Source organism: Thiohalomonas denitrificans (assembly GCF_016841685.1).
GTDB classification, from domain to species: Bacteria; Pseudomonadota; Gammaproteobacteria; order Thiohalomonadales; family Thiohalomonadaceae; genus Thiohalomonas; species Thiohalomonas denitrificans_A.
Map to the genome: position 1 here is coordinate 1 of NZ_JAENYR010000074.1, position 17048 is coordinate 17048.

Genomic DNA, 17048 nt, shown 5'->3' on the forward strand with positions numbered 1-17048 from the left:
GAGCGAAGCAGGATGCCCGAGCCGAGTCGATCAGTGTTAAGTCCGACAGGCTCCTGGCCCACCAGAGGCGGATACCTCGCGATGTCTGTGATAGTGCCGCCATCGTTGGTGCATGCGACTACGACACCGGCGGCTTTGTGGTGGAGTTTTGGAACGCGAAAGCCACGGTTCGGTCAGAGTGGGTTGGGAGCACGTTGTCCGTGTAGACTAGGAAGCAAAACCGGCCATGCATGCCTATTCATGATCACCAAGCTGCTTTTTACCGCCCTCATTGTGGCGGGCGTTATCTTCTGGACTCGTCATCGAGGCGAGGCCCGGCAACGATCGCGCAGGCCTGCGCCGCGCGCGGCACGCTCTCCGTGGTACTGGCGTATGGCTCCGGCGGGGGCCCTGCTTGCCGTCTTGGGGGTGAGTGCCTTTGTCTTCTGGCTCGAATGGGAGGCCAAGCATCAAATTTTCACGGTGCGCGTGATCGATACTCGTAGCAGTGAAGTTCGCCAGTATGCCGTCTATCGCGATGGAGTCCACGGTCGCCGTTTCCGCACGATCGACGGCCGATCGGTGACATTGGCGGATGTAGAGCGCATGGAGCTGGTGGAGGGGGTGCCGTCGACACCCGAACCGGCGCCGCTTGCCGGGGAGCCCTGATTGCGCTTTCGCTCATTTCGGAAAGCCGTGCCGACGGGCCAATGCGACGGCCTTCAGGGCGCTCACCTCCTTGTCCCGCAATTCCAGCATTACATCGCAGTCGAATCCCGCGGCCTGCTCAAGAAAGCGCAGAAAGTGCTGCTCGTCGAGGCTATCGGCATGGGCTCCGCGACGGCGTCCGGGTTGTTGACTGCTGTAATCGACCATCAGAGGTCCATCCTTCCTTGACCAGCTTTTTGCTGCCGCCGCCAGACCCTCTCGCACCGACTCCCCGGCACTGAGGCATTGATGGTGGAAGGTGTCGAAAACGACCGGAATCCCCACTTCCCCGTGGATCGAGAGGCAATCGCGCAAGGAGTAATTCCTTTCGTCGTTTTCGATGACGAGGCGCTTGCGAAGGCCCCCTTCAAGCCCCTCGTATTGTCGACAAAATGCCGCAATCGCGTGCTCCTTGTTGCCGTAGACGCCGCCCACATGCAGCTGAATCCGGGCCGTCCGATCCAAACCCAGGACATCAAGCAAAGCCGCGTGATAGCGCAGCTCGGCTATGCTGCGGGTCCGAATCCGTTCATCCGGCGCATTCAGTACCGTGTACTGGCCGGGATGCATGGAGATCCTCAGCTTGTGCCGGCGGATATAGGCGCCGATTGCGGCAAAACGGTCAGCGAACCGGTTGACCCAATCGGCGCGACAGATCGGGTGAGACGCGAATGGCACGGTGTCGGAGCTGATTCGGAAGAAACCGACTCCGTGCCGTACCGCAAATCGCAGTATCGCCTCCATGCAGTCGAGGTTGGCCGCGACGGTTTCGAATAGCCGCGCCTCGGAGTAGGAGGCGAGGCGAAAACGGTGATTGGCCTTGCACTCGAGCGTGTTGGCATTGGCGACGAAACCGAACCGCACATCCCACTCCTTCGACAGCATCCGAACTCAATATAGGATATAGGCAAACTCAAACTGACTGACCGACCGATGGTGCGAGCGCGTACCCCAACATTCGGCTCAGTACCGATAAGCAAAGTGAAGGAGGTGGTAGTTAAGGCCGGGGTTGGGTGTATCGATGCCTGCATTCGACAGGTGCATGATGCGGTAGCCGAGCTCGAACCGGCCGTTTTCGCCGAAGCGTGATCCGAAGCCGGCGATGGATTGGAACTGAAAGTGGGTGGCGAGCCTTACGCTGTCGAGCTGTTTATCGGAGAGATAGTGCGGTCCGACACCGAGTTCGAGGTAAGGGCCGCCTGCATTCTGCCGATAGCGGGCCAGGCGGGCCATCCCGACGAGGCCGCCCTCTATTACCTCGGTTATCGGCGCATTGTCATCATCGTCTTCCACCAGCGTCCCGGCGGTCACTTCCCACTGTCCGGAGAGCTCCCAGTCGCCATCTTCAAGCCACCGCCAGGGCCAGTCCCACGTCAGGCCGAACCGCGTGGCGGTCCCCTCGTTGCCGGGCCCGAGGCTGGGAAAGCCCCTGCCGCCATCCAGCACCCATCCATCGACGGCCGCCGCCGAACCCGTCCCCAAACCTAGCAGGACGCCGATGAGCAGCCATTGGCCTCTTCTCATTGCTGAACTCCACTGTTTCTCTGCCTTTTCAATCCTAGCTTGATTTCATCCGGTACACGGTCATGGGACGACCGGTCCATACCTTGTTGAAACTCTTCCTTCGCCGTGCGAAGAGGCTCTGAGGGCCGCCTACAGCAAAGGGTGCTTCGCAAGCCGGGTAATGCTAGAATCGATCGAGACTTCCGCCGACAGGAACCTGCGTGCGCGTACTGCCGCTCATTTTGTTGATACTCATCCTGGTTTCGCCAGCGCCGGCCATGGCACACCCGGCCGATGGGGGGATGACTTGCCCCACGTGCGACGAGGCCTCCGGCGCGGTCGTCGTGCATCCCTGCGGCGGAGAGTGTCAGGGCTGCCAAATCTGGCACGTCAGTACCGCGACCATTTTGAATATCGCATCTCCTGCGGTTCGTTTTGTGGATCTTCCTTCCGGTTACCGGGATGCCCTCGCGGCGCCTCCGCTGCAACCACCTCGATCCTGAATCCTCCCGCCGTCAAACGGCGATTCATCCCCTGTTTATACGATGATTTCGGATTCTGATTCGAGGTGGCTCCATGCATTATCTTTATTCCATTGCGATGGTCTCGCTCGCACTGCTGCTTTCCGCTTGTGGCAGCGAGACAGAAACGACTCCCTCTTCAGCTTCAGGAGAAATTGCGGCCGCTCCTGCGCGCGACATCGACTTCTCCCGGGTGGTCCGCGGCGGCAAACTGTATCAGCAAAACTGCTCCTCCTGCCATGGTGCGGGTGGCGAAGGCGCCCCCGATTGGCGCGAGCGCGATCCGCAGGGCTCCTTTCCGGCACCACCGCTGAACGGCACCGGACATACCTGGCATCACCCCCGGCGGATGCTTCAGCATGTGATCAGGAATGGTGGTCCGCCGGGCGGTCAAATGCCGGCTTGGAAAGGGCAATTGAGTGATGATGACATCAATTCCATCATCGACTGGGTTCAGTCGCGCTGGACCGACGAAGTCTACGCTGCCTGGCAGGAAATAGAGATCCGCTCCAGGCAGGCTTCACGCTAAGGCAGCGATGGAAGTGCCCCTCCAAGGGGCACTTCCGTCGACCCTTAGCGAAACATCCACGGCAAAGCTATGCTTTCACGATCCCTTGACGAGGAGGAAACGATGTACGGATTTACCACAAAAGTTCAGGGCAGCTTCGATGATGTGGTCGAGCGCACCACGGAAGCCCTGAAAGAGGAGGGTTTTGGTGTGCTGACCGAGATCGACGTACAGGGCACCCTCAAGAAAAAGCTCGATGTCGAGCGCGCCCCTTACAAGATCCTCGGGGCATGCAACCCGCAGCTGGCGAATCAGGCTATCGAATTAGAGCCGGACATCGGCTTGCTGTTGCCGTGCAACGTAATCGTCCGTGAGGAGGGCGACAGCATCGTGGTCGGGTTCATGGATCCGATGACGGTTCTGGGTCTGGTGCAGCGCCCGGAACTGGAGGAGTTGGGCCGTGAAGTGCGCTCTCGCCTGGAACGAGTGCGAGATAGCCTGGCAGCCTGAAAAACCAAAGAAAGGAGGCATGATGAACAAGCAGATTGTATGGGCTATGGCTCTGTCGGGGCTGATGGGAGTCCTCGTGGTAACCAGTGCATCCGCTCAGCAGCAACCGCCGCAACAGCGTTCCGGCCCCGGTATGATGCAGGGACAGGGTACAGGCCCCGGAATGCAGGGTGGCCCGGGCATGGCGCAGGGTGGCCGCGGAATGGGCCCTGGTGCCATGGGTCCGGGTATGATGGGCGGCGGTTACGGCATGGGTGGTATCTGGTCGCTGAATCTCGACGAAAAGCAACGACAGCAGATTGGCGAGATTATGCAACAGCAGCAGAAGCAGCAATGGGAGCGCCGCGCCCGGATGCAGGAGGCGATGAACCAGCTGAATCGACTTTATGCCAACGAAACCCCCGATCCTGAAAAGGTGGGTGAGGCTTACGCGAGGATGAGCGAGATCCAGCGCGAGATAGCCGAGTCGCAGGTGCGGGCCCACAACCGTATGTGGGAGCTTTTGACCGAGGAGCAGCGTCAGCAATTGCGCGGACAGGGCTGGCAGGGGCAGTAGACTGAAAAACTGGTAACCTGTGGGACTTGCTCAATCGCAGGGGGTTAGCGTTAGAGTCCCATAGGCTACCAGGGCCTGGCCACACCCCCGGGAATGTGACCAACCCCACCCTGGGGGTGGGGGCGCGGGTCGCCCTGTACGGAGAAAGCATGTCTGAACTTGTCAGGTCCGTCACGACTTCCCCTTTTCTGCTCCAGAACGAAGTCGCCTACTTACGTTGGCGCGACGCCAAGCTTGTCGACTATCCTCAAGGCGCAGCTGAGCTCGTGGTCGAGATCCGCGATCCGCGTCGCCTGAGCCGTGCCGAGCACGATGAAGTCCTGCGCCGGATACGAAAGACGAACATGGCGGTCTACACCAGTGGCGTTGGTGGTGAAGCCGACAAGGGGATTGTCGTGGCACTCGGCGCCGCCCTGGGTCTCAATCGTCTCGATGCCAATTGGCTGGCCGATGATGACGGCATCACTTCGCTGACGATCAATCCGGCCGGGCCGCGACCGAAGTACATTCCCTATACCAATCGTCCGATCAGCTGGCACACGGATGGCTACTACAATCCCCCGCAGCGGCAGATCCACGGCCTGCTGCTGCACTGCGTCGAGCCTGCGGCGACGGGAGGGCAGAACGCGCTGCTCGATCCGGAGATCGTCTATCTGCTGCTTCGCGACGAGAATCCCGATTTCATCCGGGCACTCATGCAGGCTGACGCCATGACCGTTCCCCCCGGCACGAATTCCGAGGGCGGATATCGCGGCTCCGCCGTGGGTCCGGTTTTCTCGGTTCGACCCGACGGTAACCTCCACATGCGCTACACGGCCCGCAAGCGCAATATCGAATGGAAGGACGAGCCGGCGGTCCACGAAGCGGTTTCCCGATTGCGTGCGATTTACGAGGGGGATTCGCCTTTTGTCTTCCGTGCGCGCCTGGAGAGCGGTATGGGGCTTGTTTCCAACAACGTGCTGCATGACCGCAGTGGCTTTGACGACCTGCCCAGCGCCCCCCGGCGTCTGATTTACCGCGCCCGCTACTACGATCGTGTCAGTCGCACCTGAACCGCGGCGGAGACTCTGCTTCAGGTGGTAGGCAACAGGCGCCGTTGACCAAGGTCAAGGGCGCCCCGATCAGGCTCGGCTACAGTGTCTGCAATTCTGAATAGTCAGGGTCAACGCATACTCGCACCCTTGGGTCTTCCGGTATGCGGTTGCCCTATGAACAAGCGTGCAGAGGTGAAACCAAAACCATGAACAGTTTTTCCGACTTTATGGGCGGCGACCACAGTGCCTGCGATGCCTTGTATGCCGAGGCCGAACGGGCGGTGGATAGCGGCGACTGGAACGTGGCGGGCAAGGCCAATGACCATTTTCTCAATGCCATGGAGCGTCACTTTAACATGGAGGAGCAGGTACTGTTTGCCGCCTTTGAAGCGGCCCAGGGTTCGACCATGGGGCCGACACAGGTGATGCGTCATGAGCACAGTCAGATGCGCCAATTGTTTCAGCAGATGCGTGATGCCGTGGCTGAAAAGGATGTGGACGCCTACCTGGGGGCCGGCGAAACCCTGCTGATCCTCATGCAGCAGCACAATTCCAAAGAGGAGCAGATCCTCTATCCGATGACTGATCAGGTGTTGGCTGCGGAACGTGAGGAGCTTTTCAAGCAGATGGAAGCCGTTACTGCCGAGTGATGGCAAAAGCAGTCGTACTCGACGTCAGTGAATTGGAGCCACCGGAGCCGCTGGTGCTGACACTGGAGAGCGCCGCGCGCCTGCGGCCTGGGGAATACCTGCGCATGCGGCATCGGCGATTCCCTTACCCGCTGTTCGATACCCTCGATCAGCAGGGCTTTCGCCACCTGAGCCGCGGCGGACGGGATGTGGCCTGTGAGGTCCTGATTTGGCGGGAAGGTGATATCGAGGCAGCCCGTGCCGCCGAAGCGATTGCAAGAGAGCTTCCGGAATGGCGGGAATGAACCCCGCCGCGTTGTCTCTGGAACAGGCTCCGCCGATATCGGTTCCTTTGCGCTTTTTTCTCACTGCTCCGGTCTTCGGGGCGACAGCGGCATTGCTACTGATCATTTTTGGCGGTGACGCGTTAACGAGCCGCTGGGCCCCTGTTACCCTGGCCGTGACGCATCTGCTGACGCTCGGATTTCTGGCTATGGTGATGGTCGGTGCCGTCCAGCAGTTACTGCCGGTTCTGGTCGGATCGCCGGTGCCACGTGCGAAATGGGTAAGTCGGATCATGCACCCGTTACTGACGCTGGGTATCGCGTCACTGGTGGCGGGTCTGGCGGGCGGCGGTACGGGTCTGATGTACGGTGCCATCGCCTTGCTTGGGAGCGGGTTCCTGGTTTTTGTGGCGGTAACCGCCTCCAGCCTGCTGCGTGCCCGCTCCGGACACTTCACGGTTACGGCGATGGCCCTGTCCATCCTCGCGCTCACCATCACGGTGGCCTTGGGGCTCTATCTGGCTCTCGGGTACACCGGCGCGATACCCATGGCACGGCAGTATACCGATTTGCATCTGGGCTGGGGGTTTATTGGTTGGGTGGTCCTGCTGCTGGCGGGAGTGGCCTACCAGGTGGTGCCGATGTTCCAGATCACACCCGACTATCCCCGGCCGCTGATGCGCTTTCTGACGCCTGGCCTTTTTGTGTTGCTGGGTGTCTGGTCGCTGGGCCGTGCGATGGCAATGGTGCCCGACGTTATTGCTACCGTCGCCGCCGGTTTGATTGCAGGGGGAGTCCTGCTGTTTGCCCTGGCGACGGTCTGCGTGCAGGTCCGCCGCAAGCGCCGCCTGCCCGACGTAACACTGGATTTCTGGCGACTGGCAATGGCCAGTCTGGCGGCGGTGGTACTGACCTGGGCGGTGGGTCTCACCCTCGACAAGCTTCCCGGACTGCTGCTGGGCGTGCTGTTTATCGTCGGGTTTGCGATGTCGGCCGTGAACGGCATGCTCTACAAGATCGTCCCTTTTCTGGTCTGGCTGCACCTCAACAATCAGCGGCAGATCGCCGGTCTTTCGCTGGTGGGTGTCCCCAATATGCGCAAGATCATCCCCGAGCCGGCCATGCGCTGGCAGTTTCGCGTACAGGCGGGAGCTCTGGTGTTGCTGATGGCGGCGGCGGTATGGCCCGTGCTGACGTCGCCGGCAGGGCTGTTGCTGTTATTGTCGATGGTATGGCTGGGGTGGAATCTGTTGGGCGCCTTGCGCCTCTATCGGCGAACCCTGCGGGCCTAAACCCAAATTCTCGGATCGTCACCGGTCATTTTTTTTGTAGGTTGGGGTGAGTTATGCGAACCCCAACGCCGATTTGGTTGGGCTTCGTTCCTCAGCGCCAACCTACATTTTGGAGCCCATTCTCTAGGCCAGCACCCTTGGATCGTTGCCGGTTAGCAGATAGGTAAGCAGGTCGTGCACCGAGCGCACCTGGTCTCCGAACGGCAGTGGCTCGGAGCCCCGGAAGAAGAGTCCCTTATCCACATTGCCCTGAACCGCCGCCTGTAATTGGGTATCGATACAGAACTGGCCGGAACTCCCGTCGCCATCCTTCAGGCCGCAGTGGGTCAGGCATTCGAACCAGACGGCACAGGTGCCTTTTTCGGGCGTGGCGCGGGCTCGAACCTTCTCCTCGCGGGCCAGATACTTCTTGAGCCAGGGCGTGAGTACTGCACGGGCAGGAAGACCGGCGGTGCTCATGAAGGTAACGATATCATCCGGCTTGGCCTCGAGCAGGACCTTTTTGAAGTTGTCGTGGGCATCGCCCTCTTCGGTGACAGCAAAGGGAGTGCCAATCTGCACACCGCTGGCGCCAAAGCTCAATAGCTCTTTGATCTTTTGAAACGAGTTGACGCCTCCGGCCGGCAGCAGCGGTATGGCATCGAGTTTGAGTTGTTCGAAGACCTTGGGGATTTCGCCGAGCACCCGCTTGAAATCGAACCGCGGGTCCTTGATGTTTTCGGGCTTGGGTGCGCCGAGATGGCCGCCGGCAAACGCCGGATGTTCGAGGACGATGGCATCAGGCACCACACCCTTGCGCAGCCAGCGTTTGAGTACCGCGCGTACGCCTCGCTCTTCGGAAAGGATGGGGATGAGGGCAACCTGGTCTTCATAGCCCTTGATCATATCCGGAAGGTCGAACGGCAGGCCTGCCCCCATGATGATGGCATTGGCGCCGCTTTCACAGGCCTGGCGTACCAAATCCTGGTGACGATCCACCGCCTTCATCACGTTGACGGCGATGAAGCCATCGGGGCCCGAGATCTCCCGGGCTGAGCGGATTTCCCGGTCCAGCGCCTCGAGGTTGGCTTCCTCTATGACGTTACGGTCGCGTACCCGGCGGGTCCGCTCCATGAGATCGGGATGGTGGACACGCAGGTCGATACTAGCAATCGTGCCTACAGCTCCCTCCCGGGCGACGGTGCCTGCCAGGCGATGGGCCGAGACGCCAACGCCCATCCCTCCCTGAATTACGGGCAAAAGCTCCTTTTCACGGATCTTCAGGAGCGGAAAGGGGATGTCAAACATGGAACACCTGCTTCAAACCTTGGGAGGGAAACCGAATATGATACAGGATGGGTCGGAATTGATCTGCATCATTCGAGATTTCGGGCCAATTCACCTACACTGATATACCTTGTTTTTTCCTGGTAATCCGGCAATGCAGGCTAGCCCGCAGTATAGTGAAGAGCCACGCGACATCATAGCCTACGAGCTACACGGCAATGGCTATCTGAATATCACCAGCCGCTGTACGCTTCGTTGTACCTTCTGTCCCAAACACCAGAAGACCTGGGCAGTGCAGGAGTATGATCTGCGCCTGCACCGCGAGCCCTCGGTCGAGGAGGTTCTGGAGGCGGTGGGTGACCCTGGGAAATACAAAAGCATCGTTTTCTGCGGGCTCGGCGAGCCGACGCAGCGCCTCGATGCCCTGCTGGATATCGCCCGGACACTCAAGCGTCGAGGGGCCCGGATACGGGTCAATACGGACGGACTGGCCAGCCTGATCAATGGCCGTGACGTCACGCCGGAGATGGCCGAGGCAGTGGATACTGTCTCCATTTCGATGAACGCTCAGGATGCCGAATTCTACGAACGGCACTGCCGGCCCAAGCGGCAGGGCACCTTCGAGGCCATGCTGGATTTCGCCCGTCGCGCCCGGGAGAGTGGCATTGATGTCACCATGACTGCCATTGACGGATTGCCGGGCGTCGATGTCGGAGCCTGTGAGCGTATCGCCCACCAACTGGACGTCAAATTCCGCCGCCGGGTCCTCGACGTGGTTGGTTGATAAAGGGCACTTCTATCAATTCGTCATTCCCGCGAAAGCGGGAATCCAGCCGTTTGATTTTTCTGGCTCCCGCTTTCGCGGGAGTGACGAAAAATGAACTTTTAGAGGTTCCCTAAAGAAAGCTCACGGCAAAGAGCGTCGCAAAGAAAACAACAGACTCAAATATTGCACCGCGGAGACGCAGAGTACGCGGAGGTTCGCAGAAAAACCAAGGGCTGTTGCGGCTCGTTCGCTGAAACGATTCACACCGCTCCGCGAACCTCCGCGTACTCTGCGTCTCCGCGGTGCAAGTCGTTTTTGGCGTTCTTTGCGTGCTTTGCGGTTTGATCTAAAAAGGGTGATATGGCGCTTTCGGATTATGTCAACACGTTCGGTCAGTGGCTCATCGCCCGCTATGGCGAGCGTGTCCACAAGGTGTCGGTGGACGCAGATTTCACCTGTCCCAACCGCGATGGTTCCAAGGGAATTGGCGGCTGCACCTTTTGCAATAACAGCTCATTCAGTCCCAACAGTCGCCCGCAATCCGTGCCGGTCCCCGAACAGCTGGCCGTAGGACAGGCCGTAATCGTCCGGCGAACCCGCGCCAGGAAGTTTCTGGCCTATTTCCAGGCCTACACCAATACCTATGCCGAGGTCGAATATCTCAAAGGCCTCTACGATGAGGCCCTCCGCCAGCCCGGTGTTATCGGCCTTTCGGTGGGGACACGGCCCGATTGCGTGCCGGAGGATGTGCTTGATCTGCTGGCGGATTATCAGGCCCAGGGTAAGGAGGTCTGGCTGGAACTGGGCCTCCAGTCCGCCTTCGACAGCAGTCTGGAGCGCGTCAACCGCGGTCACGGCTTTTCCGAATACCGTGAAACGCTGCACGCAGCCCGCGCGCGCGGGCTGCCGGTCTGCACCCACCTGATTCTCGGCCTCCCGGGTGAAACCGCCTGGCACAGCCGGGTGACCCTGGAGCGGGTGCTGGAGGAGGGCGTCGATGGACTCAAACTCCATCCCCTGCATGTGGTCAAGGGCACCGTACTGGCGAATGAATGGCGGCAAGGTGAGTACCGGCCCTGGGGCTTCGAGCAGTACATCGAGACTGCAGCCGACCTCATCGGGATGACCCCACCCGAGGTGGTGTATCATCGCGTCACCGGCACTGCGTCAAAGAAAATCCTGCTCGCGCCCGAGTGGTGCAACTGGAAGTGGCGGGTGCTCAATGGAATCGAACATGAACTGGCGCGTCGGGGGACGCGCCAGGGGCAGGGCGGGCCGAAGCAAACCGCGGGGGCGGAAAGGGCTTAGACCAAAAAACACACCGGATATTGCACCGCAGAGGCGCAGAGGACGCGGAGTTTCGTAGGATGGGGTGAGCTTGCGAACCCCATCAAGCCGGATCGGCTTTCCGCTTATCGATGGGGTTCGTCTAATTCACCACACCCCAAAAGGGAACGGCGAAGCCAGCGCCTCTGCGGTGCAACCAAGGCCGTGGTCACAAAAGGTGGTTGACAATGAACAACAAGGTCGAACTGGTCTGCCCGGCAGGCAGTTTCCCGGCCCTGCGCGCAGCGGTCGACAATGGTGCGGACGCGGTGTACATGGGCTTCCGTGACGGAACAAACGCCCGTAACTTTCCCGGGCTGAACTTCGACGAGCGCCAGGCCCGCCGCGGCATTGAGTACGCCCGAAGCAAGGGCACCAAGGTGTTGCTTGCGCTGAACACCTATCCCCAGCCGCAGACCTGGGGTACCTGGACCCATGCCGTGGATATGGCTGCGGATCTGGGTGTCGATGCCCTTATCCTGGCCGACGCCGGCTTGATGCGCTATGCCGCCACTACCCATCCCGACCTGCGTCTGCACCTTTCCGTACAGGGTTCCGCCACCAGTTACGAGGCCATCGAATTCTATCGGGAACACTTCAATATCCAGCGGGTGGTGCTGCCCCGAGTGCTGTCGATGCCCCAGGTGCGCCGGGTACTCCAAAACACCCGTGTGGAGATCGAGGTTTTCGCTTTCGGGTCGCTCTGCGTCATGGTGGAGGGGCGCTGTTACCTCTCCTCCTATGCCACCGGCGAATCCCCCAACACCTGTGGTGCGTGCTCCCCGGCCAAATCGGTCGAGTGGTCCGAAACGTCCCGGGGACGGGAAGTCCGGCTTGGCGGCGTGCTGATCGATACCTACAAGCCTGAAGAAAGCGCCGGCTATCCGGTGCTCTGCAAGGGCCGCTATCTGATTAATGACGACCTGCGCTACGCCATGGAGGAGCCCACCTCGCTGTCGGTGCTCGACATTCTGCCGGAACTGGTACGGATGGGGGTCTCCGCGGTGAAGATCGAGGGCCGCCAGCGCAGCCCCGCCTACGTGGCGCAGGTCACGCGGGTGATGCGCCAGGCACTCGATGCCTGTCAGGCGGACCCCGACAGCTTCGTTCCCCGCAGCGACTGGATTGCCGCCCTGGACAAAATGGCCGAAGGCAGTACCCATACCCTGGGCGCCCTCGAGCGTCAGTGGCAGTAATCCGGTGCGGGAAAAGAGCGGGATAACCACGGGGGCACGGGGCGCACGGGGCAAAAAGTGTTGTTCGAGCCTTCCTCTTCCCGTGTGCCCCGTGATTGGAATTTAAAGGGTGGGCACGAATCACCGATTGTGAACTCTGCGTTTTCCAGGAGTCATTGAACAATGAAGCTTTCCTTGGGCCCTCTGTTGTATTTTTGGCCGCTGGAGGATGTGCGGGCCTTTTATCGGGAAGCCGCCGGCTGGCCCGTGGACACGGTCTACCTGGGTGAGGTGGTCTGCTCCAAGCGGCGACCGCCGAAGCTCGAGGACTGGCTGGCCATCGGTGAGGAACTGGCCGATGCAGGCAAGGAGGTGGTGCTATCGACGCTGGCACTCATCGAGGCGGAGTCGGAACTCATCACGCTTCGCAAGATCGTGGAAAATGGCCGCTTCAGCGTGGAAGCCAACGACTGGGGCGCGGTACGCCTGTGTGCCAAACACGACATCCCGTTCACCGCCGGGCCGCACCTGAACGTCTACAACCAGGAAACCCTCGTACTGCTTGCCGGGCTCGGCGCGCAGCGCTGGGTCATGCCGGTGGAGTTGCCGAGGGAGACGCTGGCAGCGATGCAGGCCGGTCGCCCGGAAGGTATGGAAACCGAGGTCTTTGCCTTTGGCCGTATGCCGCTCGCTTTTTCGGCGCGCTGTTTCACCGCCCGGGCCCATAATCTTCCCAAGGATGACTGCCAGCTGCGCTGCATCGACTATGAAGATGGTCTGGTGATGCGCTCCCAGGACGAGCAGCCGTTCCTGACCATCAACGGCATACAGACCCAATCCGATACCACCGCAGACCTGATCGCCGAAATCCCCGACATGCAGTCGCTGGATGTCGATGTGGTGCGACTCTCCCCCCAGGCGCACCACATGGGTCACATCGCCGCTGTTTTTCATGCTGTGATGGCGGGCGAACTCTCCCCTGAAGCGGCGGTACAAAAGACGACCCGGTTGACCGCCGGCACCCCCTGCAACGGCTACTGGCACGGCCAGGCCGGCATGAACTGGACCGCTCCGGATCTGGAGGCGGTGAAGGAATAAGGGCGTTTGGAATTGCACCGCAGAGGCGCGGAGGGCGCAGAGATTCGCAGGGCAGTTTTTGAGAGCGCGCCGTCGAGGCCTCTGCGTTGGGGCCTGCGCTGATACTCGGTAGGAGCGGCGCGTCACCGCGATGCTGTTCGAAGCCAAGGGCGAATCGCCCCGGCGCGAGGCTCCTACACGATATCCAATCCCTCCGCGTACTCTGCGTCTCTGCGGTGAGATTTGTTCTTCCTAGAATTGCGGCTGGCCCGTAACGCGGCGGATGCGTCGGTCGATGCCGGTGGTCTGCAGTAGGCGCTGGAGCCGCGGGGCGAGGCGGGGGCCGAGCACGGCTTGCAGGTGGGCGTCCCAGTCGAAGTCGAGGGCGTCAAGCATGTTTTTGATATAGAGCCCGGTTTCGGTCTCACCTTCGATGGCGAGGCGGCGGCCGAAGAAGAGGGTATCGGGGTCTTCGGCGCGCGTGGCGAGCAGCCAGAAATCGGCCAGGTTGCCGCTGATGCGGACATCCCAGTTTTCGTCGATATCCGGACCCGGCTGGCGCCGGAAGCGCCGGTCCTGGATTCGGAACCGGAGCCGGGTACCGGTGTCGGTAATGGCAATACAGACCCGTTTGCCCTGCAGCTCTTCGAGTTCTTCGGCCATCCACTGCCCCTTGAGCAGGTGGTTGAACAAGTGCCCCAGTACTTCACTATGGAGTGTATTCGGCACGGCCCTGAGGAAAAGGCTGAGCGGCAGCATCGGTGGTTTCACGATCAGTCTCCTGCGGGTACGGCCTTGAACTATCGGGTTCGGGCCATACTTTAACATCTGGAAGTGCACCCGATTATAACCCGAATTCCCCCGGCAGACGCCTGGAACGATTCCAACTGTGATGAATCGTAGGGAAACCGAGAGTCGTCAGGCTACTGGTTTTCACCACAGGGGCAAAGAGGGCGGCTGGGCTTTGAATAGAACTCCGGGCGGCCTTTTTGTGGGTTGTCCTACCAAAGGTCGCTGACGGGCTGAGGCCCGACCTACAGCTTTCGTGGTCGGCCGGGCTTCAGCCCGCCAATAAAAAGCTTTCTGAGGTCCACCTTTCAGCGAACTTTGCGCCGCGGTGTGATTGGCCTGAAGCTCTGTGCCCTCTGTGGTTGCACGCTTTTGAAGAATAGGAGCATCTGTGAACAAGGTCCAGGAACATCGCCTCTCGGTGGGTGGAATGAGTTGCGCCGGTTGCGTGGCCTCGGTTGAGAAGGCCCTGAATGCGGTCCCCGGCGTGGAGACGGCCTCCGTCAGTTTCGCCGAGCATACCGCACAGGTGAGCGGGAGCGTGGACGCCGATACTCTGATCAAGGCCGTGGTCGATGCGGGCTACGAGGCGGCCGAGATCAAGGACCTGGATCGGGAACAGGAGGAGCGGGAGGCCGCGGAACGCGAAGCCTACCGCGGCCGGTTCCGTAAAGCGGGGGTGGCGGCGCTGGTTGGCGCCCCGCTGATGGTGGGGGAGATGGCCGGCTGGTTTCCCGCGATCGCCGATGCGCCCCTGTTCTGGCTGCTGATTGCGGCAGTGGCAGGGGCCACCATGTACTACGCGGGACGGCACTTCTTTATCGGTGCCTGGAAGCAGTTCCGCCACCACAATGCCAACATGGACACTCTCATCGCCATGGGCACCGGGGCGGCGTGGCTCTACTCGCTGGCGATCACGCTGTTTCCCGACAGTGTCCCTTCCATAGCCCAGCACGCCTACTACGAAGCAGCCGTATTCATCATCGCCTTCATCAACTTCGGGCAGGCGCTGGAGATGCGGGCGAGAAGCCGTACCTCCGAGGCCATCAAGCGGCTTATCGGTCTGCAACCGAAAACGGCCCGGGTGGTCCGCGAGGGGAAAGAGCTGGATGTGCCCATCATCGAGGTGGGTGTGGAAGAGACCATCCGGGTCCGCCCCGGCGAGCGTATTCCGGTCGATGGTGTGGTGATCGACGGCCAATCCAGCGTCGACGAGGCCATGCTCACCGGTGAACCGTTGCCGGTGAAAAAGGGTATCGGGGATGAGGTGGTGGGCGGCACCATCAACAAGACCGGCTCCTTCCTCTATCAGGCCAAGCGCATCGGCAAGGACACCGTTCTGGCGCGCATCATCGATATGGTGCGCCAGGCGCAGGCCAGCAAACCTGCTATCGGGCGGCTGGTGGACCGGGTGGCCGGGGTATTTGTCCCCTCGGTGATGATTGTTGCCGTGTTCACGTTCCTGGCCTGGCTGAACTGGGGCCCGGATCCGCGGATCTCGTTCGCTATCGTTGCCACCGTGACGGTGTTGATTATCGCCTGCCCCTGTGCGCTGGGGCTGGCCACCCCGATTTCCATCATGATCGGAGTCGGCAAGGCGGCTCAGTACGGTGTCCTGATTCGAAACGGCGAGGCGCTGCAGCAGGCCGGAAAACTCACCACGATCGTTCTCGACAAGACCGGTACCGTGACGGAAGGGCGCCCCACGGTGACCTCGGTAGTACCGGCAGAGGGCTGGGACGAGGATGAGCTGTTGCGCGCAGCCGCATCCGTGGAAGCCGGCTCCGAGCATCCGCTCGCCCAGGCCATCGTCGAGGCCGTCAAGGAGCGCGGCATGCAACCGGAAGCGGTCGAAGATTTTGCGGCCCTCTCCGGGCGCGGTGTGAGCGCCGAATGGCGCGGTCAAACCGTACTGTTTGGCAACCTGCGCCTGATGGGAGAACAGGGAGTGGATTTGGGCGGATTGGAAAGCCGTTTCGGCGAACTGGCGGCCGAGGCACAGACGCCGATGCTACTGGCGGTCGCCGGTCGGGCGGCCGGTATCATCACCGTCGCCGACCCCGTCAAGAGTGACTCGGCCGAGGCCGTAAGCCGCCTCAAACGGGAGGGTCTCAAGGTCGTGATGATTACCGGCGATCACCAGGCTGCGGCCGATGCGGTCGGTCGCCAGGTGGGCATCGATCAGGTGATTGCCGAGGTCCTGCCCGAGCACAAGTCCGATGCCGTTGCGAAGCTTCAGGCGGAGGGTGAAATGGTCGGCATGGTGGGTGATGGCATCAATGATGCCCCGGCCCTGGCCCGTGCCAACGTGGGTTTCGCCATCGGTTCAGGTACCGACGTGGCCATCGAAAGCGCCGACGTCACCCTGATGCGCGGCTCCCTCCACGGCGTCGCCGATGCCATTGCGATCTCCCAGGCCACGGTACGAAACATCAAACAGAACCTGTTCGGGGCGTTTATCTACAACACGCTGGGCATTCCCGTGGCCGCCGGTGTGCTCTATCCCTTCATCGGTCTGTTGCTCAACCCGATGATCGCCGGTGCTGCCATGGCCGCCTCCTCGGTTACCGTGGTCACCAATGCCAATCGGCTGCGCTTTTTCCGCGCCGGGGAGGACTCGAAATGATGTGGGTCAATCTTGCGGGTCTGGTCGTGATCGGATTGATCATCTGGTGGTTCTGGGTGAGCGACTGAGTGAATGTTTGAATCGCAAAGCTTCCGCTCCTGCTCACGCCCCTCGCTGCTAACCACGGGGTACACGGTGACCACGGGGTAAAACAAGCTATCGGGTTTTTTCCTCCCCCGTGCGCCCCGTGTTCCCCGTGGTTCGGAGTAATCATCTGGTAGGGTGGATAAGCGAAGCGCATCCACCAAGCGACTCGAGAGAACGCGGACGTCATTGCGAACCGTACCCCCTGCTGCGCAGGCCCGTGTCAATCGCGAACTCATAGCTGTCATTGCGAACCGTACCCCCTGCTGCGCAGGCCCGAATCGGTGACGAACCTTTAGCCGTCATTGCGAGCCGTACCCCCTGCTGCGCAGGCCCGAATCAATGACGAACCTTCAGCCGTCATTGCGAGCCGTACCCCCTGCTGCGCAGGCCCGAATCAAAGACGAACATTTAG

Annotated in this window: 18 protein-coding genes; 14 read left to right on the plus strand and 4 right to left on the minus strand. The window is 61.0% G+C overall.

Features of this window, described 5'->3' with window-relative positions; all coding sequences use genetic code 11:
• Together Q7L05_RS13870 and Q7L05_RS13875 are read left to right on the plus strand one after the other, a co-directional pair.
• Positions 1 to 206, plus strand: a 206-nt coding sequence (locus tag Q7L05_RS13870; protein ID WP_303907828.1) for a hypothetical protein, incomplete at its 5' end; no start/stop codon positions are given.
• A gap of 34 nt (positions 207 to 240) precedes the next feature.
• Complete coding sequence (locus Q7L05_RS13875; protein ID WP_303907831.1) at positions 241 to 648, plus strand: hypothetical protein; 408 nt, start codon at positions 241 to 243, stop codon at positions 646 to 648.
• A gap of 12 nt (positions 649 to 660) precedes the next feature.
• Here Q7L05_RS13875 and uvsE read toward each other — a convergent pair whose 3' ends face one another.
• Positions 661 to 1572 carry a UV DNA damage repair endonuclease UvsE gene (uvsE, locus tag Q7L05_RS13880; protein WP_303907834.1) on the minus strand — a complete coding sequence of 304 codons (912 nt, stop codon included), beginning with the start codon at positions 1570 to 1572 and terminating at the stop codon, positions 661 to 663.
• 78 nt (positions 1573 to 1650) lie between these two features.
• Entirely contained in the window at positions 1651 to 2211 is a 561-nt protein-coding gene (locus tag Q7L05_RS13885; protein WP_303907837.1) for an acyloxyacyl hydrolase, read from the minus strand.
• A 555-nt stretch (positions 2212 to 2766) separates the two neighbouring features.
• On the opposite strand from Q7L05_RS13885, the gene Q7L05_RS13890 reads away from it, so the two are divergent.
• From Q7L05_RS13890 to Q7L05_RS13920, 7 genes are all read left to right on the plus strand, one after another.
• On the plus strand, positions 2767 to 3240 hold the full coding sequence (locus tag Q7L05_RS13890; protein ID WP_303907840.1) for a c-type cytochrome: 474 nt from the start codon (positions 2767 to 2769) through the stop codon (positions 3238 to 3240).
• Between the two features lie 102 nt (positions 3241 to 3342).
• Complete coding sequence (locus tag Q7L05_RS13895) at positions 3343 to 3729, plus strand: DUF302 domain-containing protein (RefSeq protein ID WP_303907843.1); 387 nt, start codon at positions 3343 to 3345, stop codon at positions 3727 to 3729.
• Between the two features lie 22 nt (positions 3730 to 3751).
• Positions 3752 to 4285, plus strand: a complete 534-nt coding sequence (locus Q7L05_RS13900; RefSeq protein ID WP_303907846.1) for a Spy/CpxP family protein refolding chaperone — start codon at positions 3752 to 3754, stop codon at positions 4283 to 4285.
• 149 nt (positions 4286 to 4434) lie between these two features.
• Positions 4435 to 5337: a TauD/TfdA family dioxygenase gene (locus tag Q7L05_RS13905; RefSeq protein WP_303907848.1), complete on the plus strand. Its 903-nt coding sequence runs from the start codon at positions 4435 to 4437 to the stop codon at positions 5335 to 5337.
• A gap of 188 nt (positions 5338 to 5525) precedes the next feature.
• Positions 5526 to 5969 (plus strand): hemerythrin domain-containing protein, encoded by a 444-nt coding sequence (locus Q7L05_RS13910; protein WP_303907852.1) that lies wholly within the window; start codon positions 5526 to 5528, stop codon positions 5967 to 5969.
• Positions 5969 to 6253 (plus strand): DUF2249 domain-containing protein, encoded by a 285-nt coding sequence (locus Q7L05_RS13915; RefSeq protein ID WP_303907879.1) that lies wholly within the window; start codon positions 5969 to 5971, stop codon positions 6251 to 6253. The genes Q7L05_RS13910 and Q7L05_RS13915 overlap by 1 nt, the downstream gene beginning before the upstream one ends.
• Positions 6241 to 7524, plus strand: a complete 1284-nt coding sequence (locus Q7L05_RS13920) for a hypothetical protein (RefSeq protein ID WP_303907855.1) — start codon at positions 6241 to 6243, stop codon at positions 7522 to 7524. Before Q7L05_RS13915 ends, Q7L05_RS13920 begins: the two co-directional genes overlap by 13 nt.
• 123 nt (positions 7525 to 7647) lie before the next feature.
• Here the strand turns inward: Q7L05_RS13920 and Q7L05_RS13925 are convergent, their stop codons facing one another.
• Positions 7648 to 8811: an NAD(P)H-dependent flavin oxidoreductase gene (locus Q7L05_RS13925; protein ID WP_303907858.1), complete on the minus strand. Its 1164-nt coding sequence runs from the start codon at positions 8809 to 8811 to the stop codon at positions 7648 to 7650.
• A gap of 133 nt (positions 8812 to 8944) precedes the next feature.
• On the opposite strand from Q7L05_RS13925, the gene Q7L05_RS13930 reads away from it, so the two are divergent.
• The 4 genes from Q7L05_RS13930 to Q7L05_RS13945 all read left to right on the plus strand — a co-directional run bounded on the left by Q7L05_RS13930 (position 8945) and on the right by Q7L05_RS13945 (position 13155).
• The gene (locus tag Q7L05_RS13930) at positions 8945 to 9574 is read left to right on the plus strand and encodes a TatD family nuclease-associated radical SAM protein (protein ID WP_303907861.1); all 630 of its coding nucleotides are present in this window, start codon (positions 8945 to 8947) and stop codon (positions 9572 to 9574) included.
• Positions 9575 to 9916: 342 nt separating this feature from the next.
• Entirely contained in the window at positions 9917 to 10864 is a 948-nt protein-coding gene (locus tag Q7L05_RS13935) for a TIGR01212 family radical SAM protein (RefSeq protein WP_303907864.1), read from the plus strand.
• A gap of 206 nt (positions 10865 to 11070) precedes the next feature.
• Positions 11071 to 12078 (plus strand): ubiquinone anaerobic biosynthesis protein UbiU, encoded by a 1008-nt coding sequence (gene ubiU / locus Q7L05_RS13940; protein ID WP_303907867.1) that lies wholly within the window; start codon positions 11071 to 11073, stop codon positions 12076 to 12078.
• Between the two features lie 162 nt (positions 12079 to 12240).
• On the plus strand, positions 12241 to 13155 hold the full coding sequence (locus tag Q7L05_RS13945) for a U32 family peptidase (protein WP_303907871.1): 915 nt from the start codon (positions 12241 to 12243) through the stop codon (positions 13153 to 13155).
• A 231-nt stretch (positions 13156 to 13386) separates the two neighbouring features.
• Here the strand turns inward: Q7L05_RS13945 and ubiT are convergent, their stop codons facing one another.
• Positions 13387 to 13905, minus strand: a complete 519-nt coding sequence (ubiT, locus tag Q7L05_RS13950) for a ubiquinone anaerobic biosynthesis accessory factor UbiT (protein WP_303907874.1) — start codon at positions 13903 to 13905, stop codon at positions 13387 to 13389.
• 409 nt (positions 13906 to 14314) lie between these two features.
• Between ubiT and Q7L05_RS13955 the strand changes: the two genes are divergently transcribed.
• On the plus strand, positions 14315 to 16549 hold the full coding sequence (locus Q7L05_RS13955) for a heavy metal translocating P-type ATPase (protein WP_303907877.1): 2235 nt from the start codon (positions 14315 to 14317) through the stop codon (positions 16547 to 16549).
• Positions 16550 to 17048: the final 499 nt, after the last annotated feature.

Coding starts and splice junctions, on each gene's coding strand:
- Q7L05_RS13875 (WP_303907831.1), top strand. CDS start 241: ATGATCACCAAGCTGCTTTTTACCGCCCTCATTGTGGCGGGCGTTATC.
- uvsE (WP_303907834.1), bottom strand. CDS start 1,572: ATGCTGTCGAAGGAGTGGGATGTGCGGTTCGGTTTCGTCGCCAATGCC.
- Q7L05_RS13885 (WP_303907837.1), bottom strand. CDS start 2,211: ATGAGAAGAGGCCAATGGCTGCTCATCGGCGTCCTGCTAGGTTTGGGG.
- Q7L05_RS13890 (WP_303907840.1), top strand. CDS start 2,767: ATGCATTATCTTTATTCCATTGCGATGGTCTCGCTCGCACTGCTGCTT.
- Q7L05_RS13895 (WP_303907843.1), top strand. CDS start 3,343: ATGTACGGATTTACCACAAAAGTTCAGGGCAGCTTCGATGATGTGGTC.
- Q7L05_RS13900 (WP_303907846.1), top strand. CDS start 3,752: ATGAACAAGCAGATTGTATGGGCTATGGCTCTGTCGGGGCTGATGGGA.
- Q7L05_RS13905 (WP_303907848.1), top strand. CDS start 4,435: ATGTCTGAACTTGTCAGGTCCGTCACGACTTCCCCTTTTCTGCTCCAG.
- Q7L05_RS13910 (WP_303907852.1), top strand. CDS start 5,526: ATGAACAGTTTTTCCGACTTTATGGGCGGCGACCACAGTGCCTGCGAT.
- Q7L05_RS13915 (WP_303907879.1), top strand. CDS start 5,969: ATGGCAAAAGCAGTCGTACTCGACGTCAGTGAATTGGAGCCACCGGAG.
- Q7L05_RS13920 (WP_303907855.1), top strand. CDS start 6,241: ATGGCGGGAATGAACCCCGCCGCGTTGTCTCTGGAACAGGCTCCGCCG.
- Q7L05_RS13925 (WP_303907858.1), bottom strand. CDS start 8,811: ATGTTTGACATCCCCTTTCCGCTCCTGAAGATCCGTGAAAAGGAGCTT.
- Q7L05_RS13930 (WP_303907861.1), top strand. CDS start 8,945: ATGCAGGCTAGCCCGCAGTATAGTGAAGAGCCACGCGACATCATAGCC.
- Q7L05_RS13935 (WP_303907864.1), top strand. CDS start 9,917: ATGGCGCTTTCGGATTATGTCAACACGTTCGGTCAGTGGCTCATCGCC.
- ubiU (WP_303907867.1), top strand. CDS start 11,071: ATGAACAACAAGGTCGAACTGGTCTGCCCGGCAGGCAGTTTCCCGGCC.
- Q7L05_RS13945 (WP_303907871.1), top strand. CDS start 12,241: ATGAAGCTTTCCTTGGGCCCTCTGTTGTATTTTTGGCCGCTGGAGGAT.